Raw genomic sequence first — 12,478 nt, forward strand, 5'->3', positions numbered from 1 at the left:
TTACTCTCCTTTCAACACTTTCGCCGGATCAACTTTCATTGCGCGTAAAGTCGGGATAATTGCAGCCACCAGCGCTGCACAAACAGATAAAATCGTCGTGATGATAAAGACCGGCAAACGCAGATCAATGGAAGCACTAAACACCGTTTGCCCAAGGATTTGAGCAAGGATATAACCGACACCTAACCCGATCACAATCGCCGCAAAGGTCATCAGCAATGTCTCTGACAAAATCTGGCGGGTAATCGCTTGATGTGATGCACCCAGTGCTTTTTGCAGTGCAAACTCATGACGGCGTTCACCAATCATTGCCGTTAATGTGGTATTCACACATAAGGTGGACAGGATCAGAATCACCACTGCGACCACCCCCATCAGCAGCTTGATTTTATTGAGCACTTTTCCTTCAGACGCAGACACTTTCAGGATGGGACGAATCGTGAGATTCGGGTAACGCGCTTTCAGGCGCTCAGCGTACTGACTCACCTGCCCCTGAGCGTTATCGATACTAAACATCGCGTAATTGGCCTGTTCAGGTTGGTTAAGCCATTTCTGAAGCATCGAAATATTGACAATCAGATAGTTATCTTCATCCGCACCGGCATCGATAATCCCTTTAATGGTAAAGGTATGACGGGTATCTCCTTGAATAATACTCAGTTGAGAGCCAACCTTCACTTCGAGCTTTTTCGCCAGATTAGTCCCAATCATCGCATTGCGTTGATCAAAAGAGACCCCGATCCATTCCCCCTGAACCTGCCAGTACGGCACCAGCTTTTTCAGTTGGGAAAAATCAACGCCCATTGCCACCACCTTTTCTAAATCGGATTGCACCACACCATACAGATACGGGCTGGATGCCACTAAATGTGCTTTTGGTGCCAAATCAAGCATTGTGCGGTAAGCCCGAGTCGATAACGTCGCAGACTCAGCAGCAGGACCGACATAAAAATTCGCCCCGTAATTGCGCAGTTCATGACTCATTTTCTGATTAATATCGAAATAGACCCCAGCCATTGCGGTCACGATAGCCGCGCCCATGGTCAACGCAGCAAGCACAACAACCACCCGGCGCAGACGGAGTTTCAGAGAACGAATGACCAGCAGACTTTGCATCGAATGTTTATTGACGGCCATACAAAACCTCAATCGGATAAAGAGCAGCAATTCGTCGGGAAGGAAAATACGTACCGCATACGGTCATGATGACCGAGATAACCAGAATGAGCGGAATGATGATCCAGTGGAAGTGAATAAACGACCCGAACAGGGCATAGCCCATGATTTTCGATAAGCCCCATCCGGCAGCACACCCCAGAATTCCGCCCAGTAAACCACAGACAACCGATTCGGCATAAAACAGCAAGTACACCTGCCAGTTATGAGCACCGAGAGACTTCATCAGCCCAATCTCTTTCGAACGCTGTAAAATTGCATTGGTCATGAGAGAAGCAATTCCCATTGAGGCGGCAATAAATGCCGCCAGAGTCACCATAAACAGTAAGCTTTGAATTTTACGAATGACAATGCCTTCCGATGCAGCGACCTGCCAGACAGGGCGCACCGCAGCATTACTTAACGCTTTTTCTAACTGGTAAGAAATAGAAGAAACAAATGCGGTACAGAACCATAAGTCATATTCATCTGAATCTAACGATTCCAGATTTTCCCGCGCTTTTTTCGACAACGCATTTTCAGGCACCGTCAACGCAGAGACCTTAATACTTTCAACCCGCCCTTCCAGTCCGAGCAATGTCTGCCCGATATGTAGCGGTACAACCACGGCCTCTTCCTCACTGCCCCCATTGGTCAAAATACCGGTAATGGTGACCTGTTGATGATGTTGCTTACCGGACAACGTCAGCTGATCACCAATGTGCCAGCCCATCCGGCTGGCAAGCGCTGTTCCGACCAAGGCCTGCGGTTTGCTATCATCCGGCCACTGTCCCTGTACTTTCCAATACTGAGAAATAATTTTGTTACCGGTGTGATAATCCGGCTCGTCCGGGACAGCAAGGTGCTGATCAAAGAAAGTTCCGACGATGGCGACCTTACTTTGATCGTGATTGATGGTCGCGCTCCCACGAACGTAGGGGGCAAACCCGATGATATTATTACGCCAGAAGATATCCTTAATATTGGGTAATTCCGATGCCAGTAACAAGCTATCTTTATCCATGTCAGTCAGCGCATTTTTCAACATATAAGGCAGATTCACCTGACCTTCCGGTGTAATTTCGATATTGGCACCATAGCGTTTCATCTCCACCGACATCTTGTCACCGATCGTGATCGAAATAGCCAATAATGCTGAAATAAGTCCCGCAGCCAGAAAGATAGTGGTCGTTGCCAGCACTTTTCGGCCCCGATCATGACGCCATGACTGACGCAGCATGGTCCATAACATTATTGCGTCCCTCCTATCACAGACCCCTGATGATCGGTTCCCTGACTAACAGTTCCCTGACTAACATAGTCCCAAGGGTTATCACGGAATGCATCGTAAGAGTCCTGCTCGGTAAAGAAATAGGTTTTCCCGCCAAACGTATAACTAAACGGGGCATCCAGATTGGTCAGCGACTGGCCGTTGACCGGATCAACCACGGTAATTTTCACCACCTCGCTAAAATACTGAAGCCCCGACTCAAGCATCGCTTTGCCAATAACGATCTCATTGTTTGTCAACGACCATTTCTCAATCGGAATCGGGTTACATCCCCCTGGATTACCAATCGACGGAATAAAGATATGCACGCCACAGGCCAGACAGATCACCTGATCACCATCCTGAATATACCCCGCGTCACCGCACAACATGCAGGCATCCAGTACCACACCGAACTTCATTTCACCGGGATAGCGGTCAATGATAAAAAAGCGTACCACTTTGCCGTCACTGGCAATCCACTGATAACGGTGTAACTTGCCGTCTTTCAAGGTGTCGGTAACCGGAATATGCACTGCATCATCTGCTGATAACTCAATCGTCTGAGCCGGAGAACGTGTGGGTGGCTGAGACGCTACGGCATCCCAGTACAATAAATTGCCCAAAATGATCACCAGACTGACCGCAAAACATCTCGCCCGGCGACGTTGAATATTCAGTTGAGCCTGAAGCTTACGCCTTGCAATTGGCTGTGATTGGCTTTTCACCGCATCTTTCAACGGTTTCACATCACACCACGCCATCATACTCAGCGGAATCAGGCTCAGCGCCAGTACACAATAAGCATACAACCAGAAAAAATTGGTCACTTTTGAAACGTAGCTTAGCAGTCCCGGATACAGCTCGATCATCTGCAACTTCATGCCCGCCAGTATCACCTCACCGGAGAGCGGTAAAATTGTCAGCAGAATAAAGGCGAACAAGCAGCTGTTTTTTAAAATGCGCGAGCGCTGTTCGAAAACCTTACCGGTAAAAACGTGGGTAAAACCGATCAAAATGAATCCGAACAGCAATGCTGCGACGTTCAGAATCAACTCAGTATTAATCACACTGGTTGCAGTCATCATGTCCAGTTTTGCGATTCTGGCCCACATAAATGCCGCAAATGTTGTCACGATCGCCTGCCAGATGAGTAACCACCGGCTTGGCTGTGTGCTCAGTAATCCGTATCCCAATAACAGCAGACAGACCACGATATAGGCACAACCAATCGAAAAAATGTAGACCTGACTGTAAGGCAACAACGTATAAGCACAGACCCCAAAGATAACCGGGAGCACAAACCACCAGAATCTTTGCTTATACGACGTATTCGCGCCAGACCAAAGTAAACCGAACATCATCGCGGGGAGAAGAAAGTGGGAAAGAACCTGAGAAAGATAAAAACTCATACCAGCTCACATAATAAATTTTTTCAGGTGGCTTTGAACAAACACAAAGCCACCTTGGATAACGCCCTGACTTGAGGAGAAATTAATTCAGGCCGACATATTTAAATTTGTAAGAGACATCGAACGGTTTATACCAGCGGCCAACCCCGGTTGCCTCATCGGTGTGACGCAGCAGACCACCTTTCGACGGCGGTTCAATATGGAAAGTGAGTTCATAATTCCCCACCCCAAGCATTTTCACGTTAGAACCGTAATGCGGACCATCCGAGGCAATCATCGGCATAAATGTTCCCTGCTGAGTCTTGCCTGTATCGAGATTTTTCATTTTGTAACTAATGGTCAGATACGGAATCCATTCACCGGCCGCAAAGCCATTTTTATTGCCTTTCAGTGCATGAATGTCCGCCTCTAGGTGAACATCAGCCTGAGAAGCCGCCATCATCATACCTTGGGGTTCCATCGTGACCGGTTCCAGATAAACAGCGGCCAGTTCCATACCATTCATTTCAACGGTTTCGCCCGCCGGGTGTTCACCCGCAATGGCTGCAGTACCAAATGACATTGCTGAAATCGCAACGGGGATTAAAAGCTTATTCGTCATTAAAAAGTTCCTTCAATAAAGTGGTTACAGACTAAGTTACGCGATTTGTTTCCCCTGACGCTGAATCACGATCAATGCCAGAATCGCTGCTGCAACGAGCGCGACTTGAGGAATTAACGTTTCAACATAAGGGTAAACTCCCAACAAACTGATTTGCGGAACGGCCTCGATGAGTGTCGGGTTAAAAACTTTTGCTTCAATGAGCTCCAATACACCTTTACCGGCAAATACAAATGCCATCAGATACATCAATCCACCGGTAAAGATAAAGAAAGGTTTGAGGGGTAACTTCACGACGCTATAGCGCATCAAGAAAAAGATAATGGTGAGAATCACAATTCCGACACCGAGGCCGCCAAAGATCCCGATCAATGAGTCTGATGAACCGTCAGCCCCCAGCGCATAATAGAAAAGCACGGTTTCTGCACCTTCACGGTAGACAGCCAGGAAGCTGGCAAACCACAGACCGACAATGGAGCCGGCAGTCAGTGAGCGGGATAATTTATTTTCGAGATACTGTTTCCAATGGGTGGCTTCCACTTTGGACAACAACCAGTAACTCATCATGAACAGCACCACGACAGCGATCAGCATGGTGACACCTTCCAGCATTTCGCGACTGGCACCGGCATTGGTAAACAACCACTGAAACAGTGCCGCAGTGATCAGGCTCAATCCCACACCAACCACCACGGAGTTTTTAATAATATAGAGTTTGTCAGCGTGTTCGTTTTTCACCAGATAAGCGGTAATGGCAGCGACAATCAGCAACGCTTCCAGCCCTTCACGGAGAATAATGGTAAGGCTGGCGATAAACATCGCCCAAATACCCTGGCTATTATTGTCCCCCAACATCGTGGCGCCTTGCTCCAGCGCACGACTCAATGCCTGCTGCTGTGCCTGAATATCAGCCAGCCCGGAGCGGGCTTTCATCAGACTCACAAGGCGGGTGAAGTAGCCTTCCAGTTCAGACTTAAGCGCAGTATCCCGGGCACCAATCGCATTTTCCATCCCTGTCGATTCAAAACGATCAAAATACGTATCCTGAACCGCCATCATGGCATCCGCAATCTGACCTTGCTGGTAGAGATCAATAGCCTGAGCGATAGCGGCATCAATACCGGTTATTACCGATTGCCAGTTTTGTTGCGTGACTGACTCATCATCATCCTGAGTCGGTTGCTGATCATCACGTGTGGCAGGCAACCCGGGAAGATCATCTTTCAGCCCTTGTGTCAGCGTCGCAACCTGATAACCAAATGCGACCAAATGTTGCATCGAGTATGGCTGGTTCGCCAGACCAATCATGGTTTTGAACATGTCATTATATTGTGCGGCTTTTGCACCGGAGCGATTCAGACGAATTGCGGTTTCCAGATCAGAGTTTTTATAAGCATTAAATTGTGCCTGTTGTATCAGCTTCACCGCAGCTTCGAGCTTTTGTTGCTTTGCCTGTTCTGTCTCAGCCTGAGCTGAGGTGCGATAGCTGGCCAGCCCTTGATTGACCAAACGCTCAATCGTCAGCACTTGCTCGCGCCAGTAAGGTAGAATGGATGCCTGATGGATATCGGCAGTTTCAGCGATCAACTGGGTACCGGATTCCAGAATTGAAGGAACAGATGCGATTTGAGTTTTGAGCCAGTCGACATGTTGCTGCACGTCACCAATTGGTGCCTGATTGCTAATCATCTTCCGAATTTCACCAAATTTAGCTTCCAGCTGATATGCATATTGCCGGGAATAATTAATTCGGATTGGCCCTTCCAGACCTTCAAACACTTCAAAATATGCCATTTGTACCGTGTTCTTTGCCTGCACGGGGTCACCAGATGCATAAAGCTGCACGGTTTTATCCAGACGAGCATTGATATCATCAGCCGCAGCCTGATAATCAAGCACCGCTGCTGCAACGGAGTAATTAAAAGTGAAAATCGTAGTAATAATGAAAAGCTTTATCAGCCTTAACATACAGAACTTCCTGTCAGACAAACCACAAGTGAAAATACTAACGAAAACAATTATCATTAGCAAAGGAAAAGTTTTGTTACATTTGAAAAATTACATTTATAAAATGAATATAAGGAAGAAAAATATTGGCAAGATATTGTTTAAACTAATGAATCAACTTGATCGGAATATGAAAATATTCAAAGCTGAATTCAGGCGTCTGATACCGTTCAGCAAGCATATAAAGCCAGTATGTTCTGGCTTTTATGCTTACGTCTTATCGACTTACAACCAAAGATAACCGTCAGCCAATCTGTCATAAATATCAATTCGTGTATCGCCTGCACAGCCAATAAAAAATGAAACAAACAAGCGATAAACAATAATCTAATGTATTGATTTTCATGCAGTAAAGTGTAATTAAACACACTCGTCCTCTCGCACTAAAGGGATTTACTCAGACTTGCAGCTATATCATCCTGACGTTCGACAATCCACTGACTATCAAATGGCCCCCAATCAGATAACTGATAGTAGCCGTCATTGTGCCTTCTCCCGTCTTGAATAAACATGAGTTGAATACCTATCGCCGGTAGTGCTTTCAACACATCCTGAATTGTGCGACGAGGCCACCCGGTATGTTCAATTAATCTGGGGACATTTGGCCTGTCTAAATTTTCAACCAAGTAGGCCAGATAAAGCCTTCTTGCAAAAACAGGACTCAATTCCATTGACACCTCCTATTCACGTGCCAATCCATTATTTCGGTTTTCACACAAAGTGTGTTGCGTTCGATCAATAACTTCATTTTTATCTGTCACACGATGAATAAAATTCACCGGTATCCGCCGGACTTACAGTGAATCACAACTTTGTCAGCGCTCTCACTTCCTGCTACGATGCGTTCACAGCCTGCTCTAATTTGAGGAACCATATGACCATTACGCTTTACGGCATCCCCAACTGCGACACGATAAAAAAAGCGCGCCGGTGGTTAGATGCCGAAAATATTGAATACCGTTTTCACGATTTCCGTAAAGACGGAATCGATTCCGGACTGGTTGAAGCATTTTGTCAGCATTTAGGCTGGGAAAAAGTGCTGAATAAACGTGGCACAACCTACAGACAGTTGACTCAAGCACAAAAAGATAACTTAAACAGTACAACCGTCATTCCCTTATTGGTTGAATCTCCGGCCATGATTAAACGCCCGGTTTTGGTGGTAGACAACACGTTTCACCTTGGTTTTTCTCCAGAACAATATACTGAGATATTTGCATAGAAAGGAACAAATGGATGAGCGATAGCCCGGTACTCACCCTCGCTAAAGAATTAATTTGTCGTCGTTCGGTTACACCGGAAGACGCAGGATGCCAAGACTTAATGATAGCGCGACTCAAAGCACTCGGCTTTGAAGTTGAAGTCATGGTTTTTGAAGACACAACCAACTTCTGGGCCCGACGCGGCACGCAGGCACCACTCTTTGCCTTCGCCGGCCATACCGATGTCGTACCAGCCGGGAAAGCCGAACTATGGCATACGCCCCCGTTTGAGCCGACCGTCATCAATGACCACTTGTACGGACGCGGCGCTGCCGACATGAAAGGCTCACTCGCCTGTATGATTGTTGCGGTGGAGCGATTTATTGAAGCGCATCCGGATCATCAAGGTTCCATTGCATTTCTGATTACGTCTGATGAGGAAGGGCCGTTTATTAACGGAACCACCCGGGTTGTCGATACATTGATGGCGCGCGATGAAGTCATTGATATGTGTATTGTTGGTGAACCCTCCAGCACCCACGCTGTCGGAGATGTGGTCAAGAACGGTCGCCGGGGCTCTCTGACCGGAGATTTAATCGTCAAAGGCATTCAAGGGCATGTTGCCTATCCTCATTTAGCCAATAACCCGGTTCATCAGGCGCTACCGGCATTAACCGAGCTCGCAGCGATTCAATGGGATGAAGGGAACGCATTTTTCCCGCCGACCAGTTTTCAGATTCCAAATGTCCAGGCGGGAACCGGTGCATCAAATGTGATTCCGGGGGAATTCCATGTCCAGTTTAACTTCCGTTACAGTACAGAACTGACGGCAGAAGAGATTCAGCGTCGTGTCCATGCTACATTTGATGCACACGGTCTGGATTATGAACTGAAATGGACTTTGAATGGTAAACCGTTTTTAACCGATGCCGGCAGCCTTGTGGAAGCCGTCACCAAGTCGGTCAGCCAGATTAACCATAAAGAACCGGCATTACTCACAACCGGCGGGACATCCGACGGTCGGTTTATCGCTCAGATGGGTGCACAGGTCGTCGAACTCGGCCCGGTCAATGCGACGATACACAAAGTCAATGAATGTGTCAGCATTCCTGATCTTGAAAAACTGACCGATATGTATCAACACATCTTGAATAACTTACTGGCCCGATGATATGACACCTGAGCAATTAACCGGAAAAAGTGAGCAACATCTGCAAGCATTTCTTGTTGATAGCAAAACCTTCCTGATCCATCAGGCGGTCGCTCAAGATTTTTTCGCGTTGAAACAGGCCGCTCACCAAGCCGGATTCCATTTACAGATTGCCAGCGGATTTCGTGATTTTCACAAGCAGCTTGCAATCTGGAACCTTAAATTCGCGGGGGAACGCCCACTGCTCGATTCACAAAGTCGTCCGCTCAATGCTTTACACCTGCCAGAACGAGAAAAAGTTCTGGCAATTTTACGCTGGTCAGCCCTTCCCGGAGCCAGCCGGCACCATTGGGGCACTGACTTTGATGTGTATGACAAAAATGCTTTGCCAGCCAACGAATCACTGCATCTGGAACCGTGGGAATATCAAACCGGCCATCAGGCTCAATTTTCGACATGGTTAGCACAAAATCTCTCCCAGTTCGGCTTTTTCCTGCCGTATCAACGGGATCGGGGTGGCGTTTCGATCGAACCCTGGCATATCAGTCATCACCATGTTGCAACACAATGTCTGGATCAGATGTCACCTGAGATTATTTTTCAGGCATTAGCTGACGAACCGCTTGCAGGCAAAGACACTGTTCACAAAATGCTCTATACTATATACACTCAATTTGTCATCAATATAGAACAAAGCGGTGCATAGATATGGATTTCCTGACTTCACCCTGGTTCATTATTACCGTTGTTATCAGCATTATTGTTGGCAACGTTGCTGCGCTAAAATATCTGACTCCCAAAAACCTCGATAAACTGAACAAGAACCACAAAAATGATTTGGATCGATTGCTCGAATTAGATAAAAAACATCAACAAGAGATCAAAAAAAGGGATGAATAATCATCCCTTTTTCTTTTTATATCAATTCATCCGTCTATCGTGACTCGTGAAACGAGGCCGATAACGCAGCAGAAAATTCTTTGAGCTTCTCTTCCGCAACCGGTTTATCATTCTTACCGGTGATATTGACAGACGTCCGGTTCCCTAAATCCCCCAGCAATAGTGTATAAGTGCCGTTATCAAGAGAAACCGGTGCAACACCAAGTGCTTGCCAGACTTCATCATCCGGCTGGCTGAATTTAACTTTGACTGTACCTTGAGAGCGGTTGCGATCTTCAACATTAAAACCTATTTTAACCAAGGCATCCGGCAAACGCTGCCACATATTGTCATAGGAGGTTCTGGCAATTACAACCGGTAAGCCACTGCGATCCGAGCCCATCGCGACAGCAATTTGCTGAGCCATCTGCCGAGACTTTCTCGCTGCTTCTTCCTGAGCCTGACGATCATATTGCATCGTAATCGCATTGGCCATTGTCACGGCATAACGATTCTGATTGTAAATCGCTTTTCCTGTCGAACCATTCTGCTGCATGTCCAACAATGACACTTTTATACCGTACTGTTTTCCTTGCTGGATACGGGTATAGCGATATCTCGCTTTCACTGGTGCAACTTCATCTTCTGCTGACCATGATATCCAAGCGGTATCAATCAAAGAAGGACGACTCTGCGAACGTGCGACTTGATGTTGATCTAAATACTGAGAAATGACCTGCCAGATTTGATCCGCAAGCTGTGGCTTCACCGTCCAGAACGTAATCTCATTGTTATCGCTGTCAATCCGAACGCCGGGGATCAAAGCCAATACAGATTGGGGCGGACGAATATCAACCTGTTCACCCAACCCACCCTGATATTTGCCATCCGGAATATCGTAATTGTGGTAGAGCTGTAATTCAGCATCCTGAGGCATTTTCCAAGTCGTGGATAATTTTGCGTTTAAATAATCAAAGTCGCCTTCTGCTGCTTGTCGTGTCAAAGCACTATCAGAACATCCAGACATCATAAATACAGCCAGTGAACTACAAACTAGCTGATTGAAAAATTTCATTCATACTCCTACACGAAAACCAACGCTCGCTTCATACAACTATTCTCGAACGATAATTGCCGTCCCATGATGATGAAACAGCAATCAAACCAAAAATTTATAGCAATCCGGCATCAGCCAACGCTTGTAATACAATCGGTTGACAGGGTCCAGATAATTCTGTCATGGGTAAACGTAACAAACCGCCATCAATCAATCCCATTTTATGGGCTGCCCACTTAACCGGGATCGGGCTCGACTCAATAAACAGGTTTTTATGCAAAGACATTAACTTTTCATTCAGCGCTGCTGCGGCATCAAACTGCCCGTCTAAAGCAAGATGAACCATTTGTGCCATTGCTGCTGCCGCAATATTGTTGGTTACGGAGATCACCCCATGACCACCCAACTTGATAAATTCCAGCCCGGTTGAATCATCACCGCTCAGTAAGACAAAGTCTTCGCCGCAAAGTTCACGGTGTTTCGCAACCCGACTCAAATCACCGGTTGCATCTTTAATCCCGACAATGTTTTTCAATTCAGCTAAGCGCGCCACCGTCTCCGGCTGCATATCTACCGCAGTACGACCCGGTACGTTATACAGAATAACGGGAATATCCGTCTCTTCGGCAATCGCTTTATAATGTAAGTACAACCCTTGCTGCGTTGGTTTGTTGTAATAAGGCGTGACGCTCAAAAAACCAGAAATACCGGTATTACACAGTAAACGGCTAAATGTCAGAGACTCATGTGTGGCATTGGCTCCGGTTCCGGCAATGACAGGAATACGCCCTTCGGCATACTCAACCGTCTTAGATACAACTTTAACATGCTCTTCAATCGTCAGTGTTGCAGATTCTCCGGTGGTGCCAACGGATACAATCGCATCGGTTCCGGCATCTACATGAAAATCGACCAATTTTTTGAGACTTCCGTAGTCTACTTCTCCATCGCTATCAAAAGGGGTAATTAGTGCGACTATACTTCCAGAAAACATGTCTTTCTCCATAAGTTGAATCTCACTGCATGGTACTGTAAGGATACTGAGAAACACAAGTGAATAAGTTCTCTTATTTGAGTAAAACAAGAGAATCTATCCAAATGATTTATCGATGTAGTTTCTTGAAGTTGTGGGGGATATTTACCCGCCGGATTCGAATCTCTGTTTTCTGACAGTCTGACTTGAGTCTCTATGACTCTCAGGGTATAAGATCCCGACAATAGTAATGAATACATATAAATAAGCTGACAAAAGGAAATATCATGAATCCACTACAAGCAGGTACACCTTCACCGCACTTTTCACTGCCGGATCAAGATGGCAATCCGGTGAGTCTAGATGATTTTAAAGGCAAAAAAGTGCTGCTGTATTTTTATCCGAAAGCCATGACTCCCGGGTGTACCGTTCAGGCGCAAGGGCTGCGCGATATCAAAGCTGAACTGGATAATAAAAATGTTGTTGTGCTGGGCGTGAGTACCGATCCGGTTAAGCGTTTAGGCAAATTTATTGAAAGAGATAACCTGAATTTCACACTGCTCTCGGATGAAGACCACCAGCTCGCAGAAGCCTTCGGGGTCTGGGGAGAGAAAAAATTCATGGGCAAAGTCTACGATGGTTTGCACCGTATCAGTTTTCTCATCAATGAAGAGGGAGTCATCGAGCACGTCTTTGATAAGTTCAAAACCAAAGATCACCATGAAGTGGTATTGAATTATCTGAATAGCAAATAAATTGGTCTCTTCATCAA

General features: G+C 46.3%; 12 protein-coding genes. 4 read left to right on the plus strand and 8 right to left on the minus strand.

Annotation, left to right across the window (positions count from 1 at the left end):
* The 6 genes from VR7878_RS04885 to VR7878_RS04915 all read right to left on the minus strand — a co-directional run bounded on the left by VR7878_RS04885 (position 1) and on the right by VR7878_RS04915 (position 7,116).
* Positions 1 to 1,137 (minus strand): ABC transporter permease, encoded by a 1,137-nt coding sequence (locus tag VR7878_RS04885; protein WP_077333932.1) that lies wholly within the window; start codon positions 1,135 to 1,137, stop codon positions 1 to 3.
* Positions 1,124 to 2,407, minus strand: a complete 1,284-nt coding sequence (locus VR7878_RS04890) for an ABC transporter permease (protein WP_077333934.1) — start codon at positions 2,405 to 2,407, stop codon at positions 1,124 to 1,126. Before VR7878_RS04890 ends, VR7878_RS04885 begins: the two co-directional genes overlap by 14 nt.
* On the minus strand, positions 2,407 to 3,837 hold the full coding sequence (locus VR7878_RS04895; RefSeq protein ID WP_077333936.1) for a Fe-S-containing protein: 1,431 nt from the start codon (positions 3,835 to 3,837) through the stop codon (positions 2,407 to 2,409). The genes VR7878_RS04890 and VR7878_RS04895 overlap by 1 nt, the downstream gene beginning before the upstream one ends.
* Positions 3,838 to 3,919: 82 nt before the next feature.
* Positions 3,920 to 4,438 carry an iron transporter gene (locus VR7878_RS04900; RefSeq protein WP_077333938.1) on the minus strand — a complete coding sequence of 173 codons (519 nt, stop codon included), beginning with the start codon at positions 4,436 to 4,438 and terminating at the stop codon, positions 3,920 to 3,922.
* 36 nt (positions 4,439 to 4,474) lie between these two features.
* On the minus strand, positions 4,475 to 6,406 hold the full coding sequence (locus VR7878_RS04905; RefSeq protein ID WP_077333940.1) for an FTR1 family iron permease: 1,932 nt from the start codon (positions 6,404 to 6,406) through the stop codon (positions 4,475 to 4,477).
* A gap of 422 nt (positions 6,407 to 6,828) precedes the next feature.
* Entirely contained in the window at positions 6,829 to 7,116 is a 288-nt protein-coding gene (locus VR7878_RS04915; protein WP_077333944.1) for a winged helix-turn-helix domain-containing protein, read from the minus strand.
* Between the two features lie 203 nt (positions 7,117 to 7,319).
* Between VR7878_RS04915 and VR7878_RS04920 the strand changes: the two genes are divergently transcribed.
* From VR7878_RS04920 to VR7878_RS04930, 3 genes are read left to right on the plus strand one after another with little or no spacing between them, the layout of a single operon-like run.
* A complete protein-coding gene (locus tag VR7878_RS04920; RefSeq protein WP_077333946.1) occupies positions 7,320 to 7,667 on the plus strand; it encodes an ArsC family reductase in 348 nt (115 codons plus the stop codon).
* Positions 7,668 to 7,681: 14 nt separating this feature from the next.
* On the plus strand, positions 7,682 to 8,818 hold the full coding sequence (gene dapE, locus VR7878_RS04925) for a succinyl-diaminopimelate desuccinylase (protein WP_077333948.1): 1,137 nt from the start codon (positions 7,682 to 7,684) through the stop codon (positions 8,816 to 8,818).
* A gap of 1 nt (position 8,819) precedes the next feature.
* Positions 8,820 to 9,503: a M15 family metallopeptidase gene (locus VR7878_RS04930; RefSeq protein WP_077333950.1), complete on the plus strand. Its 684-nt coding sequence runs from the start codon at positions 8,820 to 8,822 to the stop codon at positions 9,501 to 9,503.
* A gap of 228 nt (positions 9,504 to 9,731) precedes the next feature.
* Here VR7878_RS04930 and bamC read toward each other — a convergent pair whose 3' ends face one another.
* Both bamC and dapA read right to left on the minus strand, forming a co-directional pair.
* On the minus strand, positions 9,732 to 10,751 hold the full coding sequence (bamC, locus tag VR7878_RS04940; protein ID WP_077333954.1) for an NlpB/DapX family lipoprotein: 1,020 nt from the start codon (positions 10,749 to 10,751) through the stop codon (positions 9,732 to 9,734).
* A gap of 97 nt (positions 10,752 to 10,848) precedes the next feature.
* A complete protein-coding gene (dapA, locus tag VR7878_RS04945) occupies positions 10,849 to 11,727 on the minus strand; it encodes a 4-hydroxy-tetrahydrodipicolinate synthase (RefSeq protein WP_077333956.1) in 879 nt (292 codons plus the stop codon).
* A gap of 266 nt (positions 11,728 to 11,993) precedes the next feature.
* Here dapA and bcp point away from each other — a divergent pair, with 266 nt between their 5' ends.
* Positions 11,994 to 12,461, plus strand: coding sequence for a thioredoxin-dependent thiol peroxidase (bcp, locus tag VR7878_RS04950; RefSeq protein WP_077333958.1), 468 nt, complete (start codon positions 11,994 to 11,996; stop codon positions 12,459 to 12,461).
* Positions 12,462 to 12,478: the final 17 nt, after the last annotated feature.

Source organism: Vibrio ruber DSM 16370, assembly GCF_900163965.1.
In the GTDB taxonomy this organism is placed as follows: Bacteria; Pseudomonadota; Gammaproteobacteria; order Enterobacterales; family Vibrionaceae; genus Vibrio; species Vibrio ruber.

Coding starts and splice junctions, on each gene's coding strand:
- bamC (WP_077333954.1), bottom strand. CDS start 10,751: ATGAAATTTTTCAATCAGCTAGTTTGTAGTTCACTGGCTGTATTTATG.
- VR7878_RS04885 (WP_077333932.1), bottom strand. CDS start 1,137: ATGGCCGTCAATAAACATTCGATGCAAAGTCTGCTGGTCATTCGTTCT.
- VR7878_RS04890 (WP_077333934.1), bottom strand. CDS start 2,407: ATGTTATGGACCATGCTGCGTCAGTCATGGCGTCATGATCGGGGCCGA.
- bcp (WP_077333958.1), top strand. CDS start 11,994: ATGAATCCACTACAAGCAGGTACACCTTCACCGCACTTTTCACTGCCG.
- dapE (WP_077333948.1), top strand. CDS start 7,682: ATGAGCGATAGCCCGGTACTCACCCTCGCTAAAGAATTAATTTGTCGT.
- VR7878_RS04920 (WP_077333946.1), top strand. CDS start 7,320: ATGACCATTACGCTTTACGGCATCCCCAACTGCGACACGATAAAAAAA.
- VR7878_RS04930 (WP_077333950.1), top strand. CDS start 8,820: ATGACACCTGAGCAATTAACCGGAAAAAGTGAGCAACATCTGCAAGCA.
- VR7878_RS04900 (WP_077333938.1), bottom strand. CDS start 4,438: ATGACGAATAAGCTTTTAATCCCCGTTGCGATTTCAGCAATGTCATTT.
- dapA (WP_077333956.1), bottom strand. CDS start 11,727: ATGTTTTCTGGAAGTATAGTCGCACTAATTACCCCTTTTGATAGCGAT.
- VR7878_RS04915 (WP_077333944.1), bottom strand. CDS start 7,116: ATGGAATTGAGTCCTGTTTTTGCAAGAAGGCTTTATCTGGCCTACTTG.
- VR7878_RS04895 (WP_077333936.1), bottom strand. CDS start 3,837: ATGAGTTTTTATCTTTCTCAGGTTCTTTCCCACTTTCTTCTCCCCGCG.
- VR7878_RS04905 (WP_077333940.1), bottom strand. CDS start 6,406: ATGTTAAGGCTGATAAAGCTTTTCATTATTACTACGATTTTCACTTTT.